Origin of the sequence: Janibacter hoylei PVAS-1, from assembly GCF_004025845.1 — a bacterium.
Lineage (GTDB): Bacteria > Actinomycetota > Actinomycetes > Actinomycetales > Dermatophilaceae > Janibacter > Janibacter hoylei.
Genome location: NZ_PIPF01000003.1, coordinates 214296 through 241060, shown reverse-complemented (window position 1 = coordinate 241060; position 26765 = coordinate 214296). Strand labels below are relative to the sequence as shown.

Genomic DNA, 26765 nt, shown 5'->3' with positions numbered 1-26765 from the left:
GTGCTGCAGGTCCGGGGACTCACCAAGGGCTACGGGGGCCGCACTGTGCTCGACGGGCTCGACCTCGACGTCGCAGCCGGCGAGGTCGTGGCGCTCGTCGGGCCCAACGGCGTCGGCAAGTCGACGGCACTGCGCTGCATCGTCGGCAGCGAGTCACCCGACGCGGGCGAGGTCCGCCTCGGCGAGGCGCTGCTCGACACCCGTGTCCCGCAGACCCGGCGCGCGCTGTGCACCGTGCTCGGCGACCTCGGCGTCCTGCCCGAGCTGACCGTCGCCGAGCACCTCGACGTGCTCGCCAGGGGTCACGGCGTGGCCGACCCGCGTGACGTCGTCGCCGGGGCGCTCGACGAGGCCCGCATCGAGCACGTCGCCGACCAGCTGCCGGGCACGCTGTCGTCGGGCCAGGCACAGCGCTTCGCCCTCGCCTCCGCCATGGTGCGGCCCTGGGCCCTGCTGCTCGCCGACGAGCCCGAGCAGCGGCTCGACGACACCGGCCGGGCCTGGCTCGGGGACTGGCTCGCCGCTCACGCCGCCGCCGGGCGCGCGGTGCTCGTCGCGTGCCACGACCCCGAGGTCATCTCCCGCAGCGGTGCCCGGGTCGTGACCGTCGAGGGCGATGCCTGAGGCTGCCGGCCCGGTCGTCCCGCCGGGTGACCTCGTCGGGGACCGGGCCTCGGCGCGGGCCGCCGTGCGGGCGGTGCGGGGCGGCACCCACACCGCCGGGTGGGGGCAGCTGCTGCAGGACTGGTACGTGGGCGCCTTCGTCACCGCGACCCTGCTCACCCTGCTCTTCGCCGCGACCGGGCCGTCGATCCTGCGCCCCGATTGCGCGACGACCTGCCTCAGCGGCACCCAGCACCGCTGGATGGCCATGGCGATGGGGCTGCTCGGCGCCGTCGCTGCCGCGGCCGGGCTGCGAGCGGCGGGTCCGGCCTGGGCCGACCCCGGCCGGGCCACCTGGCTGCTCTCGACGCCCGCCGACCGTGGAGCCCTCCTGCGCGGCGGGGTGCTGCAGGTCGCCGGGGTCGCCGCCGTGGCCGCCGGGGCCTGGGGCGTGCTCACCGGTTTTGCCCTCGCCGTCGGGCTCGGGCGCAGCGGCTCACCCGTCGCGCCCGTCGTGCTGACCGCCGTCGCGGGGGCCGTCCTGGCCCTCGTGCTCGCCGCCGCGGCACTCGTCCGGCAGGGGCGTGCCCGCCCGATCGCGGCCGCCGCGCGCGGTGTGGCCGACGCCGACCTCCGTCGAGCGGGAGAGGTCACTGCCGCCGTCCGGGCGACGACCCTCATGCTCGACGGCACCGCTCTCGACGCCCTGACCGCACGCCGTCGGCTGGGTCGCCGAGGACGCTTCACCAGCGCCGTCGGTGTCGGGGGCCCGCTCACCGGGCTGCTGACCCACGAGCTGCGGGCGCTCGTCCGGCGCCGCTCGCGGCTGCTGTCGGCGCTGCTCGGCTGCCTCGCCGCGCTCGCCGCCGGGCTGCTCATCGGCCCCCTGGTCGGTGTCGTGCTCACCTGCATCGCCGGCCTCGTCCTCGCGCGACTCTCCGGTGGCGGGCTCACCGCATGGGTCGCCACCCCTGGTCTGCGTCGTGCCCTGCCGGCTCACCCGGGTGCGGTCGCCGCCGTGCTGGCGGTGGCCCCCTTCGCCCTCGTCGGGGTGGGCAGCTCGCTGGCGTTGCTGCCGCTCGGGCTGCCGCCGTGGGCGCCCGTGGCCGTCGCCGCCGGGGTGACCGCAGCGGCCGTGCGGGCGGCCGAGCCGCCGCCGCCCGGGCTCGGGCTCGTCGTCGCCACACCCGGTGGCGCCCTGCCGATGGGCCTCGTGCGCGCCGTCGTCCACGGTCCCGACCTCGCCGTCGGCGTCGGGCTGCTCGTCCTCGCCGCCGACGCCCGGGGGCTGTGGTCGCTCGCGGTGGGCGCGACGCTCGCCCTCCTCGGCTGGCAGCTGCTGCGCCCTCGGGAGTAGGCGAGGATTCGGGCACGGCGCGGCGCGCGGATATCGTGGCTCCCGTGAGTGACGCCCCCATGGAGACCCCCGCCGACGACGAGCTGCCCGAGCAGATGCGCATCCGGCGCGACAAGCGCGACCGCATCCTCGCCGAGGGGCGGCAGGCCTACCCCGTGGGCGTCGGGCGGACCCACTCGCTGGCCGAGGTGGCGCAGTCCTGGGGGCACCTCGAGACCGGTGAGGAGACCGACGACGTCGTCACGGTCGCCGGCCGCGTCATGTTCGTGCGCAACACCGGCAAGCTCGCTTTCGCCGCGCTGCAGGAGGGCATCGGGACCCGCCTGCAGGTCATGCTCTCGCTCGCGGAGGTGGGCGAGGAGGCCCTCGCGGCGTGGAAGTCCGACGTCGACCTCGGTGACCACGTCGCCGTCACCGGCCGGGTCATCCGCTCGCGCCGCGGCGAGCTGTCGGTCATGGCGACCTCGTGGACGTTGGCCTCCAAGGCGCTGCGACCCCTCCCGGTCCTGCACAAGGACCTCTCCGAGGAGGCGCGCGTGCGTCAGCGCTACGCCGACCTCGTCGTGCGCCAGGAGGCACGGGACATGGTGCGGCTGCGCGCCGGCATCGTGCGGGCCATCCGCGAGACCCTGCACGCGCGCGGCTTCATCGAGATCGAGACGCCGGTGCTGCAGCTGGTGCACGGCGGCGCGGCAGCGCGCCCCTTTGACACGCACATGAATGCCTTCGACCAGAAGATGTCCTTGCGCATCGCCCTCGAGCTGCCGCTGAAGAAGGCAGTTGTCGGCGGTGTCGACAAGGTCTACGAGATGGGTCGTCTCTTCCGCAATGAAGGTGTCGACTCGACGCATTCTCCGGAATTCACCTCGCTCGAGGTCTACGAGGCCTGGGGTGACCAGTTCACGATGGCCGAGCTCATCAAGGAGCTGCACCTCGCGGCCGCAGACGTCGCCGGCAGCCGCGTCGTCACGACGCCCGCGGGCGAGGTCGACCTCGGTGGCGAGTGGCGCTGGCTCTCCTTCTACGACGGGCTGAGCGAGGCCGTCGGCGAGGCCGTCGACGTGACGACGCCCGTCGAGCGGCTGCGTGAGATCGCGGCGGCGAAGGGGGTCGACCTCGACCCGTCGTGGGAGGCGGGCAAGGTCGCCATGGAGCTCGTCGCCGAGCTCGTCGAGCCGACCTGCGTCCAGCCGACCTTCATCTGCGACTACCCGGCGATCGCCCAGCCCCTCGCGCGCCCGCACCGCGACAAGCCGGGCCAGATCGAGGCCTGGGACCTCTTCATCGGCGGGGTGGAGCGCGGGACCGCCTTTTCCGAGCTCATCGACCCCGTCATCCAGCGGGAGGTCCTCGAGGACCAGTCCCGAAGGGCCGCGGCCGGTGACGACGAGGCGATGCAGCTCGACGAGGACTTCCTGCGGGCCCTCGAGTTCGGTGCGCCGCCCATGGGTGGCCTCGGGCTCGGCATCGACCGTCTCATCATGCTCTTCACCGGTGCCGGTATCCGGGAGACCATCCTCTTCCCGCACCTGAAGCCGGAGGCCTGATCCCATGGAATTCATCGACACCTGGTGGCCCTATGCGGCAGCCCTGCTGCCGACCGTCGGCGTCGCATTTCTCTTCTACTGGATCATCAAGTACATGATCGAAGGTGACCGGCGAGAGCGCCAGGCCCTCGCGCGATGGAATGCCGAGCAGAAGGCGAAGCAGCAGTCCTCAAGTGCACATTCCGAGCCTTCCGAAAAGGCGGACAAGGAATAGCATTTCTCGAATGCGACATCTGCGCCAGTGATGGTTAGTCTGGATCCGTCAATTCATTCTCATGATTGGATCCCCTATGGCACAGCGTGTGCAGATCATCCTTGAGGACGACCTCGACGGTGGCGACGCGACCGAGACCGTCACCTTCGGCCTCGACGGCGTGACCTACGAGATCGACCTCAACGAGCGCAATGCCGCCGCCCTGCGTGACGCCCTCGCCGGCTACGTCGGCGCCGGTCGTCGGGTCGCCGGTCGCAAGAGCTCGGGTGGCGCCTCGTCGTCGCGCACGAGCAGCAGCGAGCTGACCAAGATCCGCGAGTGGGCCCGGGCCAACGGCCACGAGGTCTCCGACCGCGGTCGCATCAGCCAGAAGGTGCGCGACGCCTACGCCCGGGCCAACGGCTGAGCGCCGCCCCCACGGGTGCCGAGCTGCGTGAGGCCGTCGCGCAGCTGGACCGGCACCTCGCCGTGCTCCGGGTCCGGGTCGCCGACGACGGCGACCCGGACCTCGGGGTGTCGCTGGCCCGGGCCACGCAGCTGGCCCCCGCGTGGATCGAGCGCTACGCCGAGGTGACGCTCGAACAGTCGGGGGTCGCCCCGCCGGGCATGCCCTCGGCCTTCGTCCTGCAGTACCTGATCGACCCGCTCGCCACGGTCATCGCGACGGCGGCGACGCGGACCCCCTTCGTGCTGTCGGCGGACCCCGCGCTGTGGTCGACCGGTCTCGACCCCGTCTACCTCTACCCGGTCGCCGTGCAGGTGCGGCCCGGTGACCACCGCCGCGTCGACGACGACGTGGCACGCCTGGACGCGGCCCGGGCCGGCTACGTCGCGACGGCCCGGACGATCGCCCAGGCCCTGCCGACGCCGACGAAGATGAGCAGCCGCCAGCGCCTCGGCATGGTCGAGGACATGTGGGAGATGGCGTTGGCCCGGCTGCACGGTGCGCCGCCGCCGGAGCGGGAGTCGTGCTGCCTGCTCTACGCGCTGCCCGGGTGCGCGCCGTGCGCGGGCTGCCCCCGGCAGGGCTGAGTCACCCGAGCAGCGGGGCGAGCAGGTCACCGTCGGTCTCGAGCCGCTCGAGCACCTGCTCGTGGTCGAGCTGGGTCAGCGCGCCGGGGTCCTCGGCGCCGGCCTCGACCTCCTCCCACGTCCGCGGGGCCGCGACCCACGGGTCCTCCCGACCGCGCATCGAGTAGGGGCAGACGGTCGTCTTCGCCGCGACGTTCTGACTCCAGTCGATGAAGACCTTGCCCGGCCGCAACGACTTCGTCATCTTCCACAGCACGAGGTCGGGGTGGCGCTGGGTCATCTCCTGTGCCAGCTGCTGGGTCAGGTCGCGGACCTGGTCGCTCGTGAGGTCGCCCCCGAGCGTCGCGTAGAGCTGCATGCCCTTGCTGCCCGAGGTGACGGGGTAGAGCTCGAGGCCGAGTGCGTCGAGTCGCTCCCGCAGCAGGAGCGCCACCCGGGCGCACTCGTGCAGACCGGCGGGCTTGCCGGGGTCGAGGTCGATGACGAGCCGGTCCGGGTTGAGCGGCTCGCCGTCGGCGACCCGCCACTGCGGCACGTGCAGCTCGATGCTGTTGAGGTTGACGAGATAGGTCAGCTGCGCGAGGTCCTCGACGAGGGGATAGGTGACGTCGTGGACCTGCACCCGCGGCAGCCAGTCGGGTGCGCCGGAGGGCAGGTTCTTTTCGAAGAAGCTCATGTCCTCGACCCCGTGGGGGAAGCGCACGCGGGTCACCGGCCGTCCGGCGAGGTGGGCGAGGACCGTCTCACCGGCCCGGGCGTAGTACGAGAGCACCTCTCCCTTCGTCGTCTCCGTCGCGGGGTAGAGCACCTTGTCGAGCGAGGTGAGCCGCAGGGCCCGGCCGGCCACCTCGACGCGCGTGACGGTGCCGCGGGGGTCAGCCATCGCCCGTCTCCAGCAGGTCGGTGGCGGTGAGGTCGGTCCGCACCCGCTGGAAGGCGGGCTGCCGCAGCCGGCCGCCCGAGCTGCGCCCGAGGGCGGCGACGTCGACGACGATCTCGGGCTCGACCCAGGTCGTGCCCGTCGCGTCCTCACGCGGCACCTCCGTGGCGAAGGGGGAGTCCGCTCGCTCCAGCGGTCGCAGCCGCGTGAGCAGGCTCGCCCCGGCACGGCCGGCGAGGCCGGAGCCGACCCGGCCGACGAAGCGCCACCCGTCGGTGTCGGGCAGCCCGACGAGCACGGCGCCGAGCCGGGTGCCCCCGACCTCGGGTCGCCAGCCACCGATGACCACGGAGACGCTGTCGCGGTGGGGCCGCTTGAGCCAGTCGGGCGAGCGGCGGCCGGGTGCGTAGGGCGCATCGCGTCGCTTGGAGACGACCCCCTCGAGGCCCTGGTCGACGGTGGCGGCGAGGAGGCCTTCGCCGTCGTCGTAGGTCGGGGGCACCTGGCAGCGCAGACCGTCGAGGTCGAGCTGCTCGAGCAACGCGCGGCGGGTCGACCAGGGTTGGTCGACGAGGTCCTGGCCGAGGAGGCGCAGCAGGTCGAAGGCGATGAAGGTGACCGGCCGTGCCACCGCGGCGCGGGCCGCTCGACGCGGGTCGGAGACGTGCATGCGCTCGGCGAGGGCGCCGAAGGAGGGCCGGCCGGCCTCGAGAGCGACGACCTCGCCGTCGAGGAGCATGTCGTCGTAGAGCTCGGCGAGCGCGACGAGCTCGGGGAAGGACGCGGTGACGTCGCGACCGGACCGGCTCGTGAGGGTCAGGCCGCCGCCGCGCACGTCGGCGAGCACCCGCATGCCGTCCCACTTGACCTCGTGCACCCAGCCGGGCCCCTGGGGCAGGGCCTCGGTGAGGGTGGCGAGCATCGGGCGCATGGGGCCATCCTGCCCGGTCGCGCCCGCAGGCCCCCGATAGTCTGACCCCGCTGGGTGGCCCCTCGGGCCCGCAGGGACGAGCGCAGGACATCAGGGGGACCCGTGGGGGAAGCGAACGCGACGCGCACCGTCGTCGTCGTCGGTGGAGCGCAGCTGGCGGCCACGACCGCTGCGATGCTCGCCGGGGCATCGGTGCGTCGTGAGGGGTACGCCCTGCTCGCCGAGCACGCGGCCCCGCCGGCCGGTGGGCCCGCACCGGTGCACCGACTCGCGCGCGGCACCCGACACCTCGACATCGCCGTCGCCACCCGCCCCCTCGACTGGCCGGGTGCCGTCGAGCACACCGACCAGGTGGTCGTCGCGACGACGACCGGCGACGTCGCCACCGCCGTGTCCCATCTGCAGGCCATGCACGCGCGGGGTGGTCGAGCGGCCGCGCTCGCGAGCTCGGCCGTCGTCGTCCTCTCGCGGGCGCACGCCGCGCAGCCTGCGCCGAGCGAGGTGACCGGTCGGTTTGCCGAGCTGGCCCGCGCGACGCTCACCGTGCCCCATCAGGACGGCGCCCCGGTCGCGCCGCTGCGGCAGTCGGCGCTGCCGCCGCCGACGCGAGAGGCGTGGGATCGGGTCGAGCAGGTCGTCGGTGCCGACGACCTCTCGCCCGACGAGATGGACACGCAGCCGCGGATCGACGTGCGTGACCTCTTCGCCGGTGGGGCGCCGGCAGCGTCCGCCGGACCCTGGCGCGACGACCCGCGGCCTTCGGGCCGTCGTCGGTGGTGGCTCGCCGGGGTCGCGGCCGTCGCCGTCGTCGCTCTGGTGGTCACCCCCTTCGTCATCGGCGGTGGCCTGCCGTGGGGTGGTGACCCGGCGGACGAGGCCGTGCGCATCTCGCCGGTCGCGCCCGTCCACGGGTGGACCAGCCAGGCCGAGTGGGTCTCGTCGCCGATCGCCGTCGAGGGGCGCGCCCCGACGGTCCTGCTGCGTGAGGGCGCCGTCATCACGACGACCGGTGACGTCGCGCAGCCCGACATCACCGCCCTCAGCGGGGCGGACGGGAGCCAGCTGTGGTCCAGCCGCGTCGACGGGCCGCTCACCGGACCCCCGCAGCTCATCACCTGGGAGGACCGGCCGGCCGTCATCGCGGCGACGAGCAACGAGCTCTACCTGTGGCCCCACCTCGGGTCCGGCGGCACGGCGCCGACGGTGCAGACCTGGACCTTCACCGAGGCCGACGTGCGGCTCGTGGAGGGCAGCCCGGTGCCGCTCCTCGCCAACGAGGAGACGCTGACCGCCCTCGTGCTCCACGACGGTGCCCTGCGCCGCCGGACCCTGCCGAGCGGCGGCAGCCCCGTCGGCGCCGATGACGAAGGGAGGGTCCTGTCCGTCGGGACGACCGGCCACTGGTGGCAGTCCGGTGACGGCGGGGAGGTCTCGACGGGCACCCTCCTTGCGCCGCCGGCCTACGGGTCGCTGCCGGGCAGCGTCCTCGGGGTCGCCGGTACCCACCTCGTCGTCAACTGGACGCGCAACAACCGCACGACCCACCTCGTGGGCTACGACGTCACCGACCTCATGGCCGAGAGCTGGACAACGACGGTGCCGGGCCGCGTGGGAGCGGACGACTTCGCGGCTTCGCCCGACGGCAGCTGGGCGGTCGCCGGCTCCGTGGCCGTCGACCTCGGCACGGGCACGACCGAGCCGTTGGCGAGCGGGTGGGAGACCCTACGGGTCATCGACGACCGCGCCTGGTCCCCGCGACACACGACGACGAAGGGGGGAGTGGTCACCCCTCTGCCCGAGGCGGTCCCCGACCCCGACGGCGTGCCGGTCGGCGTGACCGGCTCCGGCCTGGGCCTCGTCGTCGCCGCGGACGAGGACGGGCGCTCGCGGATCTACGCTCTGCGCCCCGACCCCGACGCGTAGGCTGGCGACGGCCACACGTCGTCAGGAGGACCCATGCGAGCGATCTGGAAGGGGGCCGTCTCCTTCGGCCTCGTCAACGTCCCCGTCCGCCTGTACTCGGCGACGGAGAACCACGACGTGCAGTTCCGTCAGGTGCACCGCACCGACGGCGGCCGCATCCGCTACAAGCGGTTTTGCAGCAAGGACGGCCGGGAGGTCGCCTACGACGACATCGCCAAGGGCTACGAGACCGAGGACGGCCAGATGATCGTCCTCACGGACGAGGACATGGCCGAGCTCCCGACGCGCAGCAGCAAGGAGATCAGCGTCGAGAAGTTCGTCCCCGAGGACCAGATCGACCCGATGCTCCTCGACAAGAGCTACTACCTCGAGCCGGACAAGACCGCGACCAAGCCCTACGTCCTGCTGCGGGAGGCCCTCGAGGCCCAAGGACGCATGGCGATCGTCACGGTCTCGATCCGCACGCGGATGACGATGGCCGTCCTGCGCGTGCGCGACGGGGTCATCGTCATGCAGACGATGTTGTGGCCCGACGAGATCCGCTCGGCCGACTTCGCGAGCGTCGAGGACCAGGAGCTCTCCGACAAGGAGATGTCGATGGCGCGCATGCTCATCGACGAGCTCGCCGGCGACTACGACCCCGACGAGTTCGAGGACGACTACGCGCTCGCCGTCGAGGCCCTCGTGCGCGCGAAGATCGACGGAGGGCAGGTCCAGCAGGTCGAGGACGACGAGGAGGAGTCGGGCGAGGTCGTCGACCTGCTCGCCGCGCTGGCCCGCTCGGTGGAGAAGGCGAAGGCCGCGCGCGGCGAGTCGTTCCCCGCGCCGGCGAAGGCGACCGCGAAGAAGGCGACCGCGAAAAAGGCGACGGCCAAGAAGGCGACCGCGAAGAAGGCGACCGCGAAGAAGGCGACAGCCAAGAAGACCGCCGCCACGAAGTCCACGGCGAAGAAGACCAGCGCGAAGAAGACGGCCCCGAAGAAGAAGGCGAGCTGAGCCCCCTTCGTCATGCCTGAAGGCCACACCCTCCACCGCATCGCCCGCGACCTGCACGCCACCTTTGCCGGGCAGGTCGTCGAGGTGTCGTCCCCGCAGGGGCGCTTCGCCGCGGGCGCGGCGCTGCTCACCGACCACGAGCTCGTCGAGGCGCGGGCGCACGGCAAGCACCTCTTCGTCGAGTTCGCCGGCGACCGCATCCTGCACGTCCACCTCGGGCTCATCGGGACCTTCACCATCGACGAGGCCGCCTACGTCGGCGAGCGGCCGGTCATCGGTCAGGTCCGCTGCCGCATCGCCTCGCAGAGGCACGTCGCGGACCTGCGCGGCCCGATGACGTGCGCGGTGGTCACCCCCGAGCAGGAGGACGCCGTGCACGCCAAGCTCGGCCCGGATCCCCTGCGGGACACCGATGGTGGGCCCGCCTGGGAGCGGGTCCACCGGTCGCGCAAGTCGATCGCGGCGTTGCTCATGGAGCAGGACGTGATCGCCGGGGTCGGCAACGTCTACCGCTGCGAGGTCCTCTACCGGCACCGGATCAACCCCGCGACGCCGGGGGAGCGCCTCAAGCGGGCCTCGTGGGACCTCATCTGGGCCGACCTGCGCCGGCTGCTGCCGCTCGGTGTGGCGACGAGCCGGATCGTCACCGTCGACGAGCAGGTCGAGCAGGTCGAGGCCGCCCTGGCGCAGGGGGAGGGCGTCCACCTCACGGAGCGGACGAGCTATGTCTACAAGCGCACCGACGAGGCCTGCGTCGTCTGCGGGTCGAAGGTGAGGGCGAAGGACGTCGCCGGTCGCACGCTCTACTGGTGCGGGAACTGCCAGCGCCGCAGCTGAGTCAGGGCCGCCGCGGTCGCTGCAGGCGGAAGACCTCGGGGGAGTGCCCCCACTCGTCGCGCCCGAGCCGGGAGACCGGCCGCAGCGCCTCGATCGTCGGGAGCCCGTCGACGAGGGTCGCGTCGTCGACGGTGATGGCACGCACCTCGCCGACGACGAGGTGCGCGTCGCCGAGGGCGAGCGTCGAGTGCAGGGTGCACTCGATCGATGCCGGCGAGTCCGCGACGCGGGGGACGGGCACGACCGCGCTCGGCTCGAGCCGCACTCCGAGGGTCTGGGCCTCGTCGACCTCGGGGGCGAAGGGAGCGCTGCTCGCGTTGGCGAGCTCGGCGAGGTCCTCCGTGACGAGGTTGACGACGAAGTGACCGGTCGCGACGACATTGCGCACCGTGTCCTTGCGGCCGACGGAGGTGAAGCTGACCATCGCGGGGTGCGCGGAGACGACGGTGAAGAAGGAGTGCGGCGCGAGGTTGCCGACCCCGTCGGCGTCGAGGGTGGAGATCCAGGCGATGGGGCGTGGCACGACGATGCTCGTCAGCAGCCCGTACGCGTGGCTGCCCGGGTCGGTGGGGTCGAAGACCGTGCGCATGGAGTCAGCCTACGGAGGGCTCGACGTCGTCCACAGGGGCAGCGCGATGGCCGCGCGACGACTGCTGTCCCGACCTAGCGTGATCGCCATGCCTCGGATTCACGTCACCAGCCCCTTCGCCGAAGAGCGCACCACGCCGGTCGGCCCACCGCCCCCGGCCCCCACGGTCGCCGGTCACGCGGCCCTCGTGTCCGCCGTGACGCTCACCGTGTCGTGGGTCGCCGCGGCGGCCGTCGTGACCGTGCGTCGCGATGACGTGCACGCCTGGGTGCAGGGACGGGCGGCGACCTCTGCGGCGGTGGACCTCGCCAACCTCTGCATCGGACTGGGCGGTCTCGCCCTCCTGGCCGGCCTCGTGACGACCGGGTGGTGGTTGCTCGGCGTGCGACGGGTGGCCGAGTGGGCCGACCCGGGTCATCTGCAGCGACGGGCCCGCTGGTGGGCCTTCGCCGGCTGGGTCGTGCCGATCGTCAACCTCTGGTTCCCGTACCAGGTCGTGGCCGACGCGAGCCGTGCCCTCGGATCGCGGGTCGGCAGCTTCTGGCCGTGGTGGATCGCCTGGCTGCTCATGGGCGTCGGGTCGGTCCGCGACACCTCGGGCGGCCTGCTGGCCGATGCCGGTGACGTCGACGGCTGGGTCGCGGCCCTGCAGGTCAACGCCGTCGTCGCGGTCGTGGCCCTCGTGCTGTGGTGGCGCATCGTCCGGGAGGCCACCGCCGCCGCACAGCAGGCGGTTAGGGTCACCTCGTGAGCATCGTCAAGATCAACGCCATCAGCGTCCCCCCGCAGGCCGGCGAGGAGCTCGAGCGTCGCTTCGCCGAGCGCCAGGGCACCGTCGACGACGCCCCGGGCTTCGAGGGCTTCCAGCTGCTCCGCCCGACCGAAGGGGGCGACCGCTACTTCGTCGTGACCCGCTGGGCCGACGAGGAGTCCTTCGCCGCGTGGCGTGACGGCGGCGCCCGCGCCGCGCACGCGGGCGAGGGCAGGAAGCCGGTGGCCACCGGGGCGGAGCTGCTCGGCTTCGACGTCGTCATCGATGTGCCGGCGCCGTCGCAGGGCTGATCCGCCCGCCGGCACGCCTCAGTCCGCTGTGAGCGAACACCGCGGCACTCCCGTCGCTTCGTGGAACAGGCTGGGAGGACGCCGCGTTGTGCCCCGTGAGAGGTTCGCCCCCGGCTCAGAGGGCGAGCACGGTTAGCATCGAGGTCAGAGCACCACGTGAAGGGGTAGATCCCATGTTCGAACGGTTCACCGACCGGGCCCGCCGGGTCGTCGTCCTCGCCCAGGAGGAGGCGCGCCTCCTCAACCACAACTACATCGGCACCGAGCACATCCTGCTCGGCCTGATCCACGAGGGCGAAGGGGTGGCCAGCAAGGCCCTCGAGTCCCTCGGCGTCTCCCTCGACGCCGTCCGTGAGCAGGTCCAGGACATCATCGGTCCCGGTCAGCAGGCGCCCTCGGGGCACATCCCCTTTACCCCTCGCGCCAAGAAGGTCCTCGAGCTCTCGCTGCGCGAGGCGCTGCAGCTGGGCCACAACTACATCGGCACCGAGCACATCCTGCTCGGCCTGATCCGTGAGGGCGAGGGCGTCGCGACGCAGGTCCTCGTCAAGCTCGGGGCCGACCTCGGCCGGGTGCGCCAGACGGTCATCCAGCTGATCTCCGGCTACCAGGGTGGCAAGGAGGGGCAGGCTGCCGGCGTCGGCGCGGGCGCGGGCCCCGCCGAGGGGCAGCCCGCCGGCTCGCTCGTCCTCGACCAGTTCGGCCGCAACCTGACTCAGGCGGCGCGCGACGGTCAGCTCGACCCGGTCATCGGGCGTGGGCAGGAGATCGAGCGCGTCATGCAGGTGCTCTCGCGCCGGACCAAGAACAACCCCGTCCTCATCGGCGAGCCCGGTGTCGGCAAGTCGGCGGTCGTCGAGGGCCTGGCCCAGGACATCGTCGACGACAACGTGCCGGAGCCGCTCAAGGACAAGCAGCTCTACACCCTCGACCTCGGCTCGCTCGTCGCCGGCAGCCGCTACCGCGGTGACTTCGAGGAGCGCCTGAAGAAGGTGCTCAAGGAGATCAAGACGCGCGGCGACATCATCCTCTTCATCGACGAGATCCACACCCTCGTCGGTGCGGGTGCGGCCGAGGGCGCGATCGACGCCGCGAGCATCCTCAAGCCGATGCTCGCCCGCGGCGAGCTGCAGACCATCGGCGCGACGACGCTCGACGAGTACCGCAAGCACATCGAGAAGGACTCGGCCCTGGAGCGTCGCTTCCAGCCGATCCAGGTCGCGGAGCCGACGCTGCCGCACGCCATCGAGATGCTCAAGGGTCTGCGGGACCGCTACGAGGCCCACCACAAGGTGACGATCACGGACCCGGCGATCGTCGCGGCTGTGACGATGGCCGACCGCTACATCAACGACCGCTTCCTGCCGGACAAGGCGATCGACCTCATCGACGAGGCGGGCGCGCGGCTGCGCATCCGTCGGATGACGGCGCCGCCGGAGCTGAAGGAGTACGACGACAAGATCGCCAAGGTCCGCCTCGAGAAGGAGTCGGCCATCGACGGCCAGGACTTCGAGAAGGCGGCGGCTCTGCGCGACGACGAGAAGAACCTGCTTGCCGAGAAGGCCAAGCGCGAGGCCGAGTGGAAGGCCGGTGACATGGACGTCGTCGCCGAGGTCGACGAGGAGCTCATCGCCGAGGTGCTCGCTGCCTCGACCGGCATCCCCGTCTTCAAGCTCTCGGAGGAGGAGTCGACCCGACTGCTCAACATGGAGGCCGAGCTGCACAAGCGGGTCGTCGGCAACGACGACGCGATCAAGGCGCTCTCGCAGGCCATCCGACGCACTCGGGCCGGTCTGAAGGACCCGCGTCGTCCCGGTGGCTCCTTCATCTTCGCCGGGCCGACCGGTGTCGGTAAGACGGAGCTGGCCAAGGCGCTGTCGGAGTTCCTCTTCGGCGACGAGGACAGCCTCATCACGCTCGACATGTCGGAGTACTCCGAGAAGCACACGGTCAGCCGTCTCTTCGGCTCGCCCCCCGGCTACGTCGGCTACGACGAGGGTGGCCAGCTCACCGAGAAGGTGCGCCGCAAGCCCTTCTCCGTCGTCCTCTTCGACGAGGTGGAGAAGGCGCACCCGGAAATCTTCAACTCGCTGCTGCAGGTGCTCGAGGACGGCCGCCTCACCGACTCGCAGGGTCGGATGGTCGACTTCAAGAACACGGTCATCATCATGACGACCAACCTCGGCACCCGGGACATCTCCAAGGGCGCGATGGGCTTCACCTCGGGGACCGACCAGCGCACCGACTACGAGCGGATGAAGGCCAAGGTCACCGACGAGCTGAAGCAGCACTTCCGCCCGGAGTTCCTCAACCGCGTCGACGACACCATCGTCTTCCCGCAGCTGAGCCAGGAGGAGATCGTCCAGATCGTCGACCTCGAGGTCGCCAAGCTCGACCAGCGGCTCAAGGACAAGGACATGGGCATCGAGCTCACGCCCGCGGCCAAGGAGCTGCTCGCCAAGCGCGGCTACGACCCGGTGCTCGGTGCGCGTCCGCTCAAGCGGACCATCCAGCGCGAGATCGAGGACGTGCTGTCGGAGAAGATCCTCTTCGGCGAGCTCACGGCCGGCGAGATCGTCGCCGTGGACGTCGAGGGCGAGGGCAAGGCCGCCGTCTTCACCTTCCACGGTGCGCCCAAGGTCGGCGAGCTCGACATCCCGCTCGTCGAGGCGGGCGACGGCTCCGCCGACTGACACCCACCGCTCCCCGAGGAGGCGCGCCAGCGCCGTCTCGAGGGGACTCCTACCGCTTCCCGAGGAGGCGCGCCAGCGCCGTCTCGAGGGGACTTGCACCGCTTCCCGAGGAGGCGCGCCAGCGCCGTCTCGAGGGGACTTGCACCGCTCCCCGAGGAGGCGCGCCAGCGCCGTCTCGAGGGGTACGAAGGGAGGTGACCAGATCGCTGGTCACCTCCCCTTCGTCATGCCCGGGCTGTGGCGGTCAGGCCGGCGGTGCCCACCGCGGGTCCCGCCCGATGAAGGCGAGGAAGCGCTCCTGGACGCTCGCGTCGTCGGGCACCGGCTGTTGCTGCCCGAACTGCCCGGAGGCGCGGATCATCTCCGCCTGCGCCTGCATCCCGGCGAGGGCATCGGCGACGAAGGCCTCGTCGAGACGGTCGTCCTGGCCGGTGGCCCGGGCGAGGTCCCAGGTGTGGAAGACGACGTCGCTGGTGAAGTACTGGTCGATCATCTGCGGCAGTGGCAGCCGCCCGATGTGCTCGTGCTCGAAGACGACCTCCTCCGTCGCCGGGTCGTCGAGCAGGCTCCGCAGCTGGTCGTCGAGGGCGGCCCACGCTCCGGCCGGGTCCTCCTCGGGCGAGGGCCCGGGCGTCAGGCGCACCTCGCTGCCGGCGGCGAGCAGGGCCGGCAGCCAGGAGGTCAGGTGCCCGACGACGTCACGCGCCCGCCACTCCGCGACGGGGGTGGGGGAGTCCCAGTCGGTCGTCCCGGCGACGCGTCGGGCGAAGCCGTCCGCCGCCGACCGGTAGCGGTCGGTGACGGACAGGTCGACGAGGGAGGTCACGCGACCTCGCCCGCGTCGAGCGCGGCGTAGCCCTCGTTGATGCCGATCTCCATGCCGGAGGTGTGCCCGCGGTGCAGCTGCTCCGCGGTCGCCGTGAAGTCGCGCGTGATCCGCACGACCGGCACCTCGGGGTCAGCCTCGATGGTCGCGGTGGTGATGTGGTCGGTGGTGCTGGGCGTGGTGCTCATCGGTCTGCTCCTGTGCTCGTGCTGCCGTGATCGGGCGCAGGGAGGTCCGCCAGGACCTCCTCGAGGCGTGCCATGCGCTCCTCGGCCCGTCGTTGGTGCCGCTCGATCCAGCCGGTCATCGTGGCCAGCGCCCCGCTCTCGAGGTGGACCGGGCGGCGTTGGGCCTCCTTGCGCCGGCTGACGAGGCCCGCCTCCTCGAGGACCTTGAGGTGCTTGCTCACCGCCTGGAGGCTGATGTCGTAGGGGGCGGCGAGATCGTTGACGGTGGCGTCACCGACCGTGAGGCGGGTGACGACGGCGCGCTGAGCGCCTCGCCCCCACCGGCCCGGCGCCTGTGACTCGCGGTCACAGGCGCCGACGCATGTCCTTCATCTGGGAGATCTGCTTGGTCTGGGTGACGTGGATGTCGTCGCCCAGCTCGCCCGTGCGCTCGTCGGAGCCCTTCTCTCCCAAGGTCCTGCACATCTTCAGGGCGCCCTCGTGGTGCGCGATCATCAGGTCGAGGTAGAGGCGGTCGACGTCCGCCCCCTTCGCCGTGGCCAGCTCGTCGAGCTGCTCCTTGGTCGCCATGCCCGGCATCGAGTGGTGGGCGTGTCCGGTGCGGGAGCCGAGCGTCGGGTTCGTTGCCTCCACCGGCACCTTCTCGCCCCACGACTTCAGGGTCGTCGCCATGCCCTTCATCTCCGGCTTCTGCTCGTCGCGGATCCGGCTGGCGATGCCGCGGACCTTGCGGTCGGTCAGGCGCCCCTTGACCAGGTCACCCATGACGACCGCCTGCGAGTGGTGGACGATCATGTCCTGCAAGAAGGTGACGTCGGCGTCGTTGTGCGACGTCGACGGCGTCGCGACCGCCGAGGTGCCGCTCAGCGAGGTGTTGGGCTCGCCCGGGGTCCCGGGCTGGAGCACCGGCGCGTCGGGGGAGGTGGCCGTCGGCGTGCTTGGCTCGTCGGAGGAGCAGGCGCCCAGCCCGAGAGCCAGGGCGAGGACGAAGGGGGCGACGCGGCGGGACTTCACGGGGCCGACGGTATCCCCCTTCGCGCGTGGTGCGCCGTGCGGCGGCGGTCCTGACCCATTCCTGACCAAACCGGGGGCCGGCCCGGGGCCGCGGGAGGGGCCGATCACGCAAGGCTGTCTCCACCCCCGTCGGGGCACACCCCGCCCCGAGGGACGCCACCGTGGAGGAATCATGCGCAGACCCACCCTGGCCGTCGCGGCAGTCGCCGCCCTGGCCGTCTCCGGAGCCGGTATCGGCACCGCCACCGCGAAGGGGCCCGACGACCGCGTCGGCGTCTCCGGGACCGACCTGCTCACCGACGAGATCGGCCGCAGCGCCAACGTCAAGCACCTCGCCAACATCGCGCCCTCCGGCGCGCTCGCCGAGGGGGTCGGCACCGACCTCGCCTTCCAGGACGACAAGGCCTTCGTCGGCAACTACGACGGATTTTCGATCATCGACGTCCGCAACCCCAAGAAGCCGAAGACGATCGTCCAGGTCAAGTGCCCCGGCAGCCAGAACGACATCACCGTCTCCGGCGACCTGCTCTACCTGTCGACCGACTCCTCCCGCAGCGACGACTCCTGCGCGTCGACCTCCCAGTCCGCCACGATCAAGGACAGCTGGGAGGGCATCAAGATCTTCGACATCTCCGACGTGCGCAACCCGCGCTACGTCAAGTCCGTCGAGACGGCCTGCGGCTCGCACACCCACACCCTCGTGCCGGGCAAGGGCAGGACGAAGGGCAACGACTACCTCTACGTGTCGAGCTACTCGCCGCGTGACGAGTACCCCGACTGCCAGACGCCGCACGACCTGATCTCGATCGTCAAGGTCGACAAGGACGCACCGACGAAGTCCGAGGTCATCGCCACGCCCAACCTCTTCCCGGACGGCGGCAACCCCGGTGGCCCCGGACCGACGCCGATCGCCGGCCGCTCCGCGACGACCGGCTGCCACGACATCACCGCGCTCCCGCACAAGAACCTCGCGGCCGGTGCGTGCATGGGCGACGGCATCATCATGGACATCTCCAGCCCGGAGAAGCCGCGGGTCATCGAGCGGGTGCAGGACAACGAGAACTTCGCCTTCTGGCACTCGGCCACCTTCAACGCCGACGCGACCAAGGTCGTCTTCACCGACGAGCTCGGCGGCGGCGGCGCGGCGACATGCGACGCGGCCACCGGGCCCAACCGCGGCGCCAACGCGATCTACAGCCTGTCCACGCTCGGCAAGCTGACCTTCACGTCGTACTACAAGATCCCGCGCCACCAGGGCGAGACCGAAAACTGCGTGGCCCACAACGGCTCGATCATCCCCGTCGCCGGCCGCGACATCATGGTCCAGTCCTGGTACCAGGGCGGTGTGAGCGTCTGGGACTTCACCAACTCCAAGAAGCCCAAGGAGCTCGGCTACTTCGAGCGCGGCCCACTCCCCGTGAGCGAGGGCACCGGCGGGACCTGGTCGACCTACTACTACAACGGTCACCTCTTCTCCTCGGACATCGCCCGCGGCTTCGACGTGCTGAAGTTCAACGACAAGGCGACCAAGAAGGCCGACAAGGTCGTCATGGACGAGTTCAACGCCCAGTCGCAGCCGAAGTACAAGGTGCGCTGAGGCCCCTTCGCGTCACCGCCTGACGCGACCACCGACCTACGTCCCCGCCCATTCGGCGGGGGCGTAGGTTTGTCCGGTGACCGTGACCATCCGCCGAGCGCGCACCTCCGACGTGCGGGCGATCCGCGACCTCGTGGCCCCGCTCGCCGAGCGACGGGTGCTCGTCAGCAAGGACACCGTCGCCTACTTCGAGGGGCTGCAGGAGTTCCGCGTCGCGGAGATCGATGGGCAGGTCGTCGGGTGCGGCGCGCTGCACGTCATGTGGGACGACCTCGCCGAGATCCGGACCCTCGCCGTCTCGCAGGAGCACCTCGGCCACGGTGTCGGCGGCGCGCTGCTCGAGACGCTGGCCCAGGACGCCGTCGAGCTCGGGGTAGAGCGGCTCTTCTGCCTGACCTTCGAGGTGGACTTCTTCACCCGGCACGGCTTCGCCGAGATCGAGGGCCAGGCCGTCGACCCCGACGTCTACGTCGAGCTGCTGCGCTCCTACGACGAGGGCGTGGCCGAGTTCCTCGACCTCGAGCGGGTCAAGCCCAACACCCTCGGCAACACCCGGATGCTCCGCCAGCTCTGAGCGACCCGGGCGAAGGGAGGGAAGCCCTCACCTCGGCAGGGTGTAGCCGCCCTCGACGGGCTCGACGAGCCCGTCGTCGACGAGGGTGGCGAGGCAGCGCTCGACCTTCGCCGGGTCGTCGGGCCAGGTGGTGGCCAGGTCCCGACGGGGGAGCGGGTCGGCGCTCTCGCGCAGCAGCTGCACGATGCGCCCGCGGACCTGTCGGTCGGTGCCGTGCCAGGCCTGACCGCGACGGGGTGGTCCGTCGTGAGCCGGCCGCCCGGCGACCTGCCAGGCGCACAGGTGACTCACCGGGCAGTCGTCGCAGCGGGGCGCGCGGGCGGTGCACACGAGGGCGCCGAGCTCCATCGACGCGGCATTCCACCGGTTGGCCTCGTCGCGGTCGTCCGGCATGGAGGCCTCGGCCAGACGCATCTCGGCGGCGGTGAGGGCGGGGGCGGCGTGCTCGGTGCCGGTCACCGTCCGCGCGAGCACCCGACGGACATTGGTGTCGACGACCGTGCGTGGGTCGCCGAAGGCGAAGGAGGCGACGGCGGCCGCGGTGTACGGCCCGACCCCGGGCAGGGCAAGGAGGTCGTCGTGGTCGCGGGGGACCTGGCCGGCGTGCCGCTCGACCATGACGCCGGCGGACTCCCACAGCCGCAGTGCGCGGCGCGGGTAGCCAAGGCGGTCCCACATGCGCACCGCCTCCCCGGGTGAGTCGGCGGCGAGGTCTGCAGGGGTGGGCCATCGCTCCAGCCAGCGCTCCCACACCGGCAGCACCCGGGCGACGGGCGTCTGCTGCGACATGACCTCCGAGAGGTAGACGCCCCAGGGGGAGCAGCCGGGGTCGCGCCAGGGCAGGTCGCGTCCGTGGCGGTCGTACCAGTCGAGCACGGCCGAGCGCAGCAGCGCGCTGGCTGCCCCGGTCTCGGGGGCGGGGCGGGTCACGGGAGGTCGATCTCTGCGAACTTCGGGCGGTAGAGCTCGGGGTGGGTGTAGAAGGGGCCGTGCGTCGTCGGTGCCTCGCTCCACGAGACGAGGAGCCGATCGGAGTCGATCTCGACATCGGGGTGGGCCAGTGGCGCGTAGCGCCGGATCTTGCCGTCGTTGGCGAGGGGCCGGACCCGGTGCTTGGTGTACGGGCCGGTGACCGAGGGGGCCTTCCAGACGCTCAACCAGACGCCATGGTAGTCGCCCTCCTTGCTGATGGCGTACCAGCTGCCGTCACGCTCGATGACGCTGAGCACGTGCGAGACACCGCTGGAGCTCCCGATGAGCTGCGCGGCCTCGCTCTGGGCGGCCCCGGGGTCACCCTCGACCCAGCTGCTGCCGTCCCAGTACTCCCACTCGTCGAGGCTGCCGAGCTCCTCGGGCCTGGTCCGCGCCACGTGCAGGGCCCACCCGGCCGTCGACTTGTCGGCATTGCTCGACGTGCCGAAGACGTAGGTCCACGGGCCGTCGTCCCACATCGCGGCGCCCCAGGTCGGCACCCGCGGGTCGGAGGTGCGCTCCCCGAGGGGCTCGTGGGAGACGAGGCGGGGCATCCGGCCGGTGGGCACCTCGAAGGTCGCGAGGTTGGACCCGCTCGTCTCGAAGGAGTCGGTGCCGCGCACGCTGACGGTGGCGGTGATGACCTCGACGACCGTGCCGCCCTCGACGGCGCGGGCGCGCATCGACATCGGCCAGTAGCCCTGCTTGCCGTCGCTCGGGATCGCGGGCCCGTCGTGCTCGGTCGGCATCGGCCGCACGCAGTCCCCGTTGGAGATGAGCACGGAGTTGCGGACCATGAAGGGCCGGATCCCGTCGGCGCGGATCGTGTCGCCGTAGGTGTACATCCGGCGGCCGTCGGCCAGCTCGATCGAGGCCCCGTGGTCGGCCCCCTCGAGCCGCGGCTGCCGGTCGAGCTCACCCATGAGGTCGTCCATGCCCGCGGCATCGCGCGGAGTCGGCCCCGAGCAGGCAAACCCGACCTCCGTGCCCGCGGTGCGCAGCGGCTCACCCTCCGGCGTCGGACCCAGCTCGACGAAGCCGGCAGGTCCGGCCACCGCAGCGTCCACCTCGGCGGTGTGGGTCCACCCGAACCAGGCGCCGGCAACGACCAGCCCACCGGCCAGCCACGACACCAGGAAGCGGGCCATCGTCACACGTAGCGCTCGAGGATCGAGCTCTCGGCCAGTCGCGAGAGGCCCTCGCGCACGGTCCGGGCCCGCAGGTCACCGACCCCGTCGACGGCCATGAGGTCGTCGATGCCGGCGGCGAGCAGCCGCTGCAGCGACCCGAAGTGGTCGACGAGGCGCTCGACGATGGCTCCGGGCAGCCGGGGGATCTTGCCGAGGATGCGCAGCCCGCGCGGGCTGACCGATGCGTCGAGGGACTCGCCGACGATCGGGAAGCCGAGCGTCTTGGCGACGTGCCCGAGGTCGAGCAGCTCGGTGGCGTCGAGGCCGGAGAGGTTGGTGAGCACCTCGTCGCTGGAGCCGACGGCGCCGTCAGGGTCGAGGTAGTCGAGGATCACGGCGTTGAGGTCGTCGTCCAGACCGGCCGTCAGCTCCTCGAGCTGGAGGGTGAGCAGCCGGCCGTCGACACCGAGCTCGAGGACGTACTCGGCGATCTCCGAGTGGATCCGACGCACCATCTCCAGACGCTGGAGCACCACGGCGACGTCGCGCACGGTGACGAGGTCCTCGATCTCCAGGGCCGACAGGGTGCCGGTCACCTCGTTGAGCCGGTTGGTGTAGCGCTCGAGCGTCTGCATCGCCTGGTTGGCCTGGGAGATCAGCTCGGTCGTCGTGCGCAGCACGTGCCGTCGGCCGCCGACGTAGAGGGCGATGATGTGCATCGACTGGCTGACGGAGACGACCGGATGACCGGTCTGCCGGGCCACCCGCTCGGCGGTGCGGTGCCGGGTGCCGCTCTCGAGGGTCTCGATCGAGGGGTCGGGCACGAGCTGGACGGCGGCCTTGAGGATGCGCGAGACGCTGGAGTCGACGACGACCGCGCCGTCCATCTTCGCCAGCTCGCGCAGGCGGGTCGCGGAGAACTCGATGTTGACGTCGAAGCCGCCGGTGCACAGGGACTCGACGAGCTTGTCGTGGCCGAGCACGACGAGCGCGCCCGTGTTGCCGCGGAGGATGCGCTCCAGCCCGTCGCGCAGGACGGACCCTGGCGCTACCGCGGCAAGGGTTGATCGGAAGAGCTCGTCGTCGTGGTCGGGCACGGGCCGAGTCTAGGGTGTCGGGCTGGTCACGAGGTGGGGCCGGGGGCGACGGCGCCGCGCCTGCGCGATCGCCGACGCGACGTCGACGACCTCGACGACGTCCATCCCGGGCGGCGCGGAGGAGTCGTCGAGCGCTCCCTTCGGCACCAGGGCGGTGCGGAAGCCGAGACGGGCGGCCTCGGCCAGGCGGCGCCCAACGCCGACCGCCGGCCGCACCTCGCCGCTCAGGCCGACCTCGCCGAGGGCCAGCAGGTCGTGGGCGATCGGCTCGTCGAGGACGGCGCTCGCGATCGCGACGGCGACGGCAAGGTCGCTCGACGGCTCCGTGATGCGGACCCCGCCGATGCTCGAGACGTAGGTGTCCTGGTTGCCGATCGGGGCGCCCGCGCGCTTGTCGAGCACCGCGATGATCATCGCGAGCCGACCGCTGTCCAGGCCGACGTTGGCCCGCCGGGGCGTGGGGATCTGCGAGGGGCTCACGAGGGACTGGACCTCGACGACGAGTGGGCGACGCCCTTCGAGCGTCACGGTCGCGCACGTGCCCGGCACGTTGATGTGGCGGCTGGAGAGGAAGAGGCCGCTCGGGTCGCTCAGCCCGACGATGCCGCCCTCGGTGAGGTCGAAGCACCCGACCTCGTCGGTCGGGCCGAAGCGGTTCTTCACCGCCCGCACCAGACGCAGTCGCGAATGCCGGTCGCCGTCGAACTGCACGACGACGTCGACGAGGTGCTCGAGGACACGCGGTCCGGCGATCGAGCCGTCCTTGGTGACGTGCCCGACGAGGAGCATGGCGAAGCCGCCCTCCTTGGCGGCCTGGATGAGCGAGCCGGCCACCTCACGGACCTGGCCGACATTGCCCGCGGCACCGTCGACCTCGGTCGAGGCGATCGTCTGGACGGAGTCGACGACGACGAGGTCGGGGCGCACTTGCTCGATCTGCGCGAGCACCGTCGCCAGGTCGGTCTCGGAGGCGAGGTAGAGCCCGTCGGTGACGGCGTCGATGCGCTCGGCGCGGCCGCGCACCTGCGCCGCCGACTCCTCGCCGCTGATGTAGAGGACCCGCCCCCGGTCCCCGACACGGGCGGCCACGTCGAGGAGCAGGGTCGACTTGCCGATGCCGGGCTCGCCGGCGACGAGGACGACCGAGCCGGGCACGAGACCGCCACCGAGCACCCGGTCGAACTCACCGACGCCGGTGCTGCGGTGGCTCGCCTGCGCCGCGTCGACCTCGCGGATCGGGACGGCCGGTCGCTGGACGCGCGCGGCGGCCAGTGTGCGGGTCGTCGGGCCGCCGACCTCGTCGACGCTGCCCCACGCCTGGCACTCGCCGCACCGCCCGACCCACTTGACCGTGGTCCACCCACACTCGCTGCAGCGGTAGGTCGGTCCGCCCTTCTTGGAAGCCATGGGAGAGAACCTATGCGCAGTGGCCGACAGCCTCAGAGCTCGGCGAGCATCTTGCCCGGGTTGAGGATGCCCAGCGGGTCGAGCGCCGCCTTGACCGCCAGGTGCGCCCGCCGGGAGCCCTCGTCCAGCTCGCGGGCCAGCCAGCGGCGCTTGAGGTGGCCGACACCGTGCTCACCGGTGATCGTGCCCCCGAGCTCGAGACCGACCTCCATGATCGCGTCGAAGGCGGCGTCGGCGCGCGCGACGCTGTCGGGGTCGCTCGTGTCGAAGAAGACCGACGGGTGCGTGTTGCCGTCGCCGGCGTGCGCGACGACCGCGATCATCAGGCCCGACTCCTGCCGGATCGTCTCGAGCCGGTCGTAGAACTCCGGCAGCCGGGTGCGGGGCAGGCAGACGTCGTCGAGGAGCTGCCCGCCGCCGTGCGCCTGCGCCCACCGCTCGAAGGAGGGCTGGGCCATCCGCCGCATCGCGACGAGCGCGGCGCTGTCGGCGGGGTCGTCGGAGACGGCGACGTCGAGCGCCCCGTGCGCCTGCGCGAAGCGCCCCAGCGCCTCGACCTCCGCCTGCGCGGCCTCGAGGCTGCCGCTACCGTCGGACTGCACGAGCAGCATCGCCCCGGCGCCCGTGCCGACGTCGCCGTAGCCGCACTCGGCGAGGACTTGCAGGGTCGCCCGGTCCATCGACTCGACGAGGCTGGGCTGCGCCCCCGACGCCATGAGGTCGGCGACCGTCGCTGCGGCGGAGCGTATGTCGGCGAAGGTCGCCACCGCGGTGAGCGGCTCCGGCAGCGTGGGCACGAGCCGCAGCGTCACCTCGACGACGACCCCGAGCGTGCCCTCCGACCCGACGAAGAGGCTGCGCAGGTCGAGGCCGGCGACCCCCTTCGCCGTCGTCGTCCCGAGGGTCGTGAGGGTGCCGTCGGCAAGGACGACGCGCAGCCGCCGCACGTAGTCGCGGGTCACGCCGTAGCGCACGCAGCACAGCCCGCCGGCATTGGTCGCGACGTTGCCGCCGATCGACGAGATGGCGACCGACCCAGGGTCCGGCGGGTAGGACAGGCCGTGCGGTGCGAGCGCGTCCTTGAGATCCTGGTTGATGATCCCCGGCTCGACGGTCACGGTGCGCTCGGCGGCGTCGACCTCGAGCACCCGGTCCATGCGCTCCAGCGAGAGCAGGAGGCAGCCGGGCACGGCATTGGCCCCTCCGGACAGCCCGGTCCGGGCACCCTGCGGCACCACGGGCACGCGGTGCCGCGTCGCGAAGCGCATCGTCGCCTGCACGTCGGCGACCGTGCGTGCCCGCACGAGGGCGATCGCGCCGTCGGCGGGGCAGAAGAGCGCCTGGTCCGCGGAGTAGGACCGCACGACGTCGGCGTCGGTGACGAGCACGCCGTCGCCGAGCTCGTCGGCCAGCTCCGTGAGGTCGAAGGGAGCCACCGTCACCGCTCCTGCGCCGCCAGCGTGGCCGGGTGGACGAGCAGCGGCAGCAGGGTCCGGCCGGCGGGCGAAGGGCGGGACCCTCCCCTCGTCGTCGTGGCGGCCGCGACCAGCGCGAGGTGGGCCTCGCAGCGTGTCGCCAGCTCGTCGTAGCCGGCCTGCCCCATGAGCTCGACGAGCCCGGCGCGCTCGCTGACGTAGACCGGGTCGGGGGCGACGTGGGCGTCGGGGCTGCCGGAGCAGTACCAGTCGAGCTCGTGCCCGCCCGGCCCCCACCCGCGGCGGTCGTACTCGCCGATGCTCACCTCGAGGTAGCTGCTCTCGTCCGGCAGCTCGACGGTGCGGTAGGTGCGCCGGATCGGCAGCTGCCAGCACACGTCCGGCTTGACGGTGTGCGGCTCGACGCCGGTGAGCATCGCGTGCTGGTGCAGCGCGCAGCCGGCGCCGGCGGGGAAGCCGGGGCGGTTCAAGAAGATGCAGGCCCCGTCGACGACCTTGGTCTTGAGGTCGCCGTCCTCCTTCTCCGTCCACGCGGAGCGGCGCGTCGAGCCCGGGTGCAGCTCCCACTCGTCCTCGCCGAGCTCGTCGACGATCGCCTTGACCCGGGTCAGGTCGTCCTTGTCGGTGAAGTGCGCACCGAGCACGCAGCACCCGTAGTCCGGCTTGTCGGCGTCGATGCCGTGGCAGCCGGACCCGAAGACGCAGGTCCACGACGACGTGAGCCAGGTGAGGTCGCAGCGGAAGCGCTGCCCGTCGTCGGCCGGGTCGTCGAACTCGACCCACGTGCGGGCGGTCCGCAGGTCCGTCTCCTCCGGGTGGGTCGGGGTCTCGTCGCTCACGGGCGTCACCCTATGCGGCGTCCTGTCTGGCAGGTGGTCCGCGTGCGTCTACTGTTGCCCCGTGCGCCTTGGTGTCATCGACGTCGGTTCCAACACCGTCCACCTGCTCATCGTCGACGCCCACCACGGTGCGGCGCCGATCCCCGCGACCTCTCACAAGATCCTGCTCCGGCTCTCGGAGCACGTCGACGACGAGGGCTGCATCGACGACGCGGGGGCGGCCGACCTCTCCCGCTTCGTCGCCGAGTGCCTCGAGGTCGCCGAGGACCACGGGGCCGAGGAGATCCTCGCCTTCGCGACGAGCGCCGTCCGCGAGGCGCCCAACGGCGAGCAGGTGCTCACCCGGGTGCGCGAGGAGACCGGAGTCGACCTGCGGGTGCTGAGCGGCGAGGACGAGGCCCGCCTGACCTTCCTCGCGGCACGCCGCTGGGCCGGGTGGTCCGCGGGCAAGCTGCTCGTCATCGACATCGGTGGTGGCTCGCTCGAGCTGACCCTCGGTGACGACGAGGACCCCGACATCGCGAAGTCCCTGCTCCTCGGGGCCGGTCGCACCACGCGCGAGCTGCTCCCAGCGGACCCTCCGAGCGCCCAGCAGATCAAGGAGGCGCGGCGCTACGTGCGCGCGACCCTCGCCAAGGAGATCCGCCCCTACGCCAAGGCGAGCGCCCCCGACACCGTGCTCGGCACGAGCAAGACGATGCGCTCGCTGGCTCGCCTGGCCGGTGCCGCGCCGAGCGCCGACGGGCCCTACGTCACCCGGCGCCTGCGTCTGGCCGACGTCACCGCGACGATCGCGCGCATCACCCCGATGACCGCCCGCGAGCGGGTCGAACTACCCGGGGTGTCGGCATCGCGGTCGCACCAGATCCTCGCCGGCGGCATCGTCGCCGAGGCCGCCATGGACCTGCTCGGGGTCGAGGAGCTGACGATCTGCCCGTGGGCGCTGCGCGAGGGAGTGCTGCTGCGCTACCTCGACCTCATGTCCTGACGCCCGCTGACCGGGGTCGTCCCACCGGCGAGG

Annotated in this window: 27 protein-coding genes and 1 pseudogene; 15 read left to right on the top strand and 13 right to left on the bottom strand. The window is 72.1% G+C overall.

All coding sequences use genetic code 11. The features are described 5' to 3' along the window. From CWN80_RS04570 to CWN80_RS04545, 6 genes are all read left to right on the top strand, one after another. A complete protein-coding gene (locus CWN80_RS04570; RefSeq protein WP_007929921.1) occupies window positions 1–624 on the top strand; it encodes an ABC transporter ATP-binding protein in 624 nt (207 codons plus the stop codon). After that, window positions 617–1960 (top strand): DUF6297 family protein, encoded by a 1344-nt coding sequence (locus CWN80_RS04565; RefSeq protein WP_128276944.1) that lies wholly within the window; start codon window positions 617–619, stop codon window positions 1958–1960. The genes CWN80_RS04570 and CWN80_RS04565 overlap by 8 nt, the downstream gene beginning before the upstream one ends. A 59-nt stretch (window positions 1961–2019) precedes the next feature. After that, window positions 2020–3507: a lysine--tRNA ligase gene (gene lysS, locus CWN80_RS04560; protein ID WP_040880474.1), complete on the top strand. Its 1488-nt coding sequence runs from the start codon at window positions 2020–2022 to the stop codon at window positions 3505–3507. A gap of 4 nt (window positions 3508–3511) precedes the next feature. Continuing rightward, entirely contained in the window at window positions 3512–3721 is a 210-nt protein-coding gene (locus tag CWN80_RS04555; RefSeq protein WP_128276943.1) for a hypothetical protein, read from the top strand. A gap of 76 nt (window positions 3722–3797) precedes the next feature. Then, on the top strand, window positions 3798–4127 hold the full coding sequence (locus tag CWN80_RS04550; protein WP_007924178.1) for a histone-like nucleoid-structuring protein Lsr2: 330 nt from the start codon (window positions 3798–3800) through the stop codon (window positions 4125–4127). A gap of 62 nt (window positions 4128–4189) precedes the next feature. Continuing rightward, entirely contained in the window at window positions 4190–4753 is a 564-nt protein-coding gene (locus CWN80_RS04545) for a (2Fe-2S)-binding protein (RefSeq protein WP_007924169.1), read from the top strand. 1 nt (window position 4754) lies between these two features. Here CWN80_RS04545 and ligD (CWN80_RS04540) read toward each other — a convergent pair whose 3' ends face one another. Further along, entirely contained in the window at window positions 4755–5636 is an 882-nt protein-coding gene (gene ligD / locus CWN80_RS04540; RefSeq protein ID WP_007924167.1) for a non-homologous end-joining DNA ligase, read from the bottom strand. Beyond that, window positions 5629–6564 carry a non-homologous end-joining DNA ligase gene (gene ligD / locus CWN80_RS04535; protein WP_007924165.1) on the bottom strand — a complete coding sequence of 312 codons (936 nt, stop codon included), beginning with the start codon at window positions 6562–6564 and terminating at the stop codon, window positions 5629–5631. The genes ligD (CWN80_RS04540) and ligD (CWN80_RS04535) overlap by 8 nt, the downstream gene beginning before the upstream one ends. A gap of 102 nt (window positions 6565–6666) precedes the next feature. Here ligD (CWN80_RS04535) and CWN80_RS04530 point away from each other — a divergent pair, with 102 nt between their 5' ends. The 3 genes from CWN80_RS04530 to CWN80_RS04520 are packed head-to-tail and all read left to right on the top strand — an operon-like array spanning window position 6667 to window position 10320. Beyond that, window positions 6667–8487 (top strand): hypothetical protein, encoded by a 1821-nt coding sequence (locus CWN80_RS04530; protein ID WP_007924163.1) that lies wholly within the window; start codon window positions 6667–6669, stop codon window positions 8485–8487. Between the two features lie 33 nt (window positions 8488–8520). Next, window positions 8521–9483 carry a non-homologous end joining protein Ku gene (gene ku, locus CWN80_RS04525; RefSeq protein WP_007924161.1) on the top strand — a complete coding sequence of 321 codons (963 nt, stop codon included), beginning with the start codon at window positions 8521–8523 and terminating at the stop codon, window positions 9481–9483. A 12-nt stretch (window positions 9484–9495) separates the two neighbouring features. Then, window positions 9496–10320 (top strand): Fpg/Nei family DNA glycosylase, encoded by an 825-nt coding sequence (locus tag CWN80_RS04520; RefSeq protein ID WP_007924159.1) that lies wholly within the window; start codon window positions 9496–9498, stop codon window positions 10318–10320. Window position 10321: 1 nt separating this feature from the next. On the opposite strand, the gene CWN80_RS04515 is transcribed toward CWN80_RS04520, so the two are convergent. Next, on the bottom strand, window positions 10322–10909 hold the full coding sequence (locus tag CWN80_RS04515; protein ID WP_128276942.1) for a flavin reductase family protein: 588 nt from the start codon (window positions 10907–10909) through the stop codon (window positions 10322–10324). An 88-nt stretch (window positions 10910–10997) separates the two neighbouring features. Here CWN80_RS04515 and CWN80_RS04510 point away from each other — a divergent pair, with 88 nt between their 5' ends. From CWN80_RS04510 to CWN80_RS04500, 3 genes are all read left to right on the top strand, one after another. Continuing rightward, the gene (locus tag CWN80_RS04510) at window positions 10998–11660 is read left to right on the top strand and encodes a DUF4328 domain-containing protein (protein WP_128276941.1); all 663 of its coding nucleotides are present in this window, start codon (window positions 10998–11000) and stop codon (window positions 11658–11660) included. Then, window positions 11657–11971, top strand: a complete 315-nt coding sequence (locus tag CWN80_RS04505; protein ID WP_007924155.1) for an antibiotic biosynthesis monooxygenase family protein — start codon at window positions 11657–11659, stop codon at window positions 11969–11971. The genes CWN80_RS04510 and CWN80_RS04505 overlap by 4 nt, the downstream gene beginning before the upstream one ends. Window positions 11972–12144: 173 nt before the next feature. After that, window positions 12145–14664 carry an ATP-dependent Clp protease ATP-binding subunit gene (locus tag CWN80_RS04500; protein WP_007924154.1) on the top strand — a complete coding sequence of 840 codons (2520 nt, stop codon included), beginning with the start codon at window positions 12145–12147 and terminating at the stop codon, window positions 14662–14664. Window positions 14665–14908: 244 nt separating this feature from the next. On the opposite strand, the gene CWN80_RS04495 is transcribed toward CWN80_RS04500, so the two are convergent. The 4 genes and pseudogenes from CWN80_RS04495 to CWN80_RS04480 all read right to left on the bottom strand — a co-directional run bounded on the left by CWN80_RS04495 (window position 14909) and on the right by CWN80_RS04480 (window position 16692). Next, on the bottom strand, window positions 14909–15490 hold the full coding sequence (locus tag CWN80_RS04495) for a TIGR03086 family metal-binding protein (RefSeq protein ID WP_007924153.1): 582 nt from the start codon (window positions 15488–15490) through the stop codon (window positions 14909–14911). After that, on the bottom strand, window positions 15487–15678 hold the full coding sequence (locus tag CWN80_RS04490) for a hypothetical protein (protein ID WP_007924152.1): 192 nt from the start codon (window positions 15676–15678) through the stop codon (window positions 15487–15489). The genes CWN80_RS04495 and CWN80_RS04490 overlap by 4 nt, the downstream gene beginning before the upstream one ends. After that, window positions 15675–15971, bottom strand: a pseudogene (locus CWN80_RS04485) (ArsR/SmtB family transcription factor); the annotation flags it as partial. The pseudogene CWN80_RS04485 and the gene CWN80_RS04490, both read right to left, overlap by 4 nt. A 52-nt stretch (window positions 15972–16023) precedes the next feature. Beyond that, window positions 16024–16692: a DUF305 domain-containing protein gene (locus CWN80_RS04480; protein ID WP_007924148.1), complete on the bottom strand. Its 669-nt coding sequence runs from the start codon at window positions 16690–16692 to the stop codon at window positions 16024–16026. A 172-nt stretch (window positions 16693–16864) separates the two neighbouring features. On the opposite strand from CWN80_RS04480, the gene CWN80_RS04475 reads away from it, so the two are divergent. Both CWN80_RS04475 and CWN80_RS04470 read left to right on the top strand, forming a co-directional pair. After that, complete coding sequence (locus CWN80_RS04475; protein ID WP_007924134.1) at window positions 16865–18289, top strand: LVIVD repeat-containing protein; 1425 nt, start codon at window positions 16865–16867, stop codon at window positions 18287–18289. Window positions 18290–18365: 76 nt separating this feature from the next. Beyond that, window positions 18366–18863 (top strand): amino-acid N-acetyltransferase, encoded by a 498-nt coding sequence (locus CWN80_RS04470; protein WP_007924132.1) that lies wholly within the window; start codon window positions 18366–18368, stop codon window positions 18861–18863. 27 nt (window positions 18864–18890) lie between these two features. Here the strand turns inward: CWN80_RS04470 and CWN80_RS04465 are convergent, their stop codons facing one another. The 6 genes from CWN80_RS04465 to CWN80_RS04440 are packed head-to-tail and all read right to left on the bottom strand — an operon-like array spanning window position 18891 to window position 25744. Continuing rightward, window positions 18891–19793, bottom strand: a complete 903-nt coding sequence (locus tag CWN80_RS04465; protein ID WP_007924131.1) for an HhH-GPD family protein — start codon at window positions 19791–19793, stop codon at window positions 18891–18893. Next, window positions 19790–20983: a DUF4185 domain-containing protein gene (locus CWN80_RS04460; protein ID WP_040880451.1), complete on the bottom strand. Its 1194-nt coding sequence runs from the start codon at window positions 20981–20983 to the stop codon at window positions 19790–19792. The genes CWN80_RS04465 and CWN80_RS04460 overlap by 4 nt, the downstream gene beginning before the upstream one ends. 2 nt (window positions 20984–20985) lie before the next feature. Beyond that, window positions 20986–22062: a DNA integrity scanning diadenylate cyclase DisA gene (gene disA / locus CWN80_RS04455; RefSeq protein ID WP_007924127.1), complete on the bottom strand. Its 1077-nt coding sequence runs from the start codon at window positions 22060–22062 to the stop codon at window positions 20986–20988. A gap of 9 nt (window positions 22063–22071) precedes the next feature. Then, window positions 22072–23469, bottom strand: a complete 1398-nt coding sequence (gene radA, locus CWN80_RS04450; RefSeq protein WP_007924125.1) for a DNA repair protein RadA — start codon at window positions 23467–23469, stop codon at window positions 22072–22074. 32 nt (window positions 23470–23501) lie between these two features. After that, the gene (locus CWN80_RS04445; protein WP_007924124.1) at window positions 23502–24911 is read right to left on the bottom strand and encodes an FAD-binding oxidoreductase; all 1410 of its coding nucleotides are present in this window, start codon (window positions 24909–24911) and stop codon (window positions 23502–23504) included. Further along, entirely contained in the window at window positions 24908–25744 is an 837-nt protein-coding gene (locus tag CWN80_RS04440) for a DUF3109 family protein (RefSeq protein WP_007924123.1), read from the bottom strand. The genes CWN80_RS04445 and CWN80_RS04440 overlap by 4 nt, the downstream gene beginning before the upstream one ends. Window positions 25745–25805: 61 nt before the next feature. Between CWN80_RS04440 and CWN80_RS04435 the strand changes: the two genes are divergently transcribed. After that, the gene (locus CWN80_RS04435) at window positions 25806–26732 is read left to right on the top strand and encodes a Ppx/GppA family phosphatase (protein ID WP_128276939.1); all 927 of its coding nucleotides are present in this window, start codon (window positions 25806–25808) and stop codon (window positions 26730–26732) included. Window positions 26733–26765 lie beyond the last annotated feature (33 nt).

Bases quoted from the DNA above. Each gene is read 5' to 3' on its own strand.
- CWN80_RS04555 (WP_128276943.1), top strand. From the start codon at position 3,512: ATGGAATTCATCGACACCTGGTGGCCCTATGCGGCAGCCCTGCTGCCG.
- lysS (WP_040880474.1), top strand. From the start codon at position 2,020: ATGGAGACCCCCGCCGACGACGAGCTGCCCGAGCAGATGCGCATCCGG.
- CWN80_RS04550 (WP_007924178.1), top strand. From the start codon at position 3,798: ATGGCACAGCGTGTGCAGATCATCCTTGAGGACGACCTCGACGGTGGC.
- ligD (WP_007924167.1), bottom strand. From the start codon at position 5,636: ATGGCTGACCCCCGCGGCACCGTCACGCGCGTCGAGGTGGCCGGCCGG.
- CWN80_RS04475 (WP_007924134.1), top strand. From the start codon at position 16,865: ATGCGCAGACCCACCCTGGCCGTCGCGGCAGTCGCCGCCCTGGCCGTC.
- CWN80_RS04510 (WP_128276941.1), top strand. From the start codon at position 10,998: ATGCCTCGGATTCACGTCACCAGCCCCTTCGCCGAAGAGCGCACCACG.
- CWN80_RS04460 (WP_040880451.1), bottom strand. From the start codon at position 20,983: ATGGCCCGCTTCCTGGTGTCGTGGCTGGCCGGTGGGCTGGTCGTTGCC.
- ligD (WP_007924165.1), bottom strand. From the start codon at position 6,564: ATGCGCCCGATGCTCGCCACCCTCACCGAGGCCCTGCCCCAGGGGCCC.
- CWN80_RS04520 (WP_007924159.1), top strand. From the start codon at position 9,496: ATGCCTGAAGGCCACACCCTCCACCGCATCGCCCGCGACCTGCACGCC.
- radA (WP_007924125.1), bottom strand. From the start codon at position 23,469: ATGGCTTCCAAGAAGGGCGGACCGACCTACCGCTGCAGCGAGTGTGGG.
- CWN80_RS04565 (WP_128276944.1), top strand. From the start codon at position 617: ATGCCTGAGGCTGCCGGCCCGGTCGTCCCGCCGGGTGACCTCGTCGGG.
- ku (WP_007924161.1), top strand. From the start codon at position 8,521: ATGCGAGCGATCTGGAAGGGGGCCGTCTCCTTCGGCCTCGTCAACGTC.
- CWN80_RS04490 (WP_007924152.1), bottom strand. From the start codon at position 15,678: ATGAGCACCACGCCCAGCACCACCGACCACATCACCACCGCGACCATC.
- CWN80_RS04500 (WP_007924154.1), top strand. From the start codon at position 12,145: ATGTTCGAACGGTTCACCGACCGGGCCCGCCGGGTCGTCGTCCTCGCC.
- CWN80_RS04515 (WP_128276942.1), bottom strand. From the start codon at position 10,909: ATGCGCACGGTCTTCGACCCCACCGACCCGGGCAGCCACGCGTACGGG.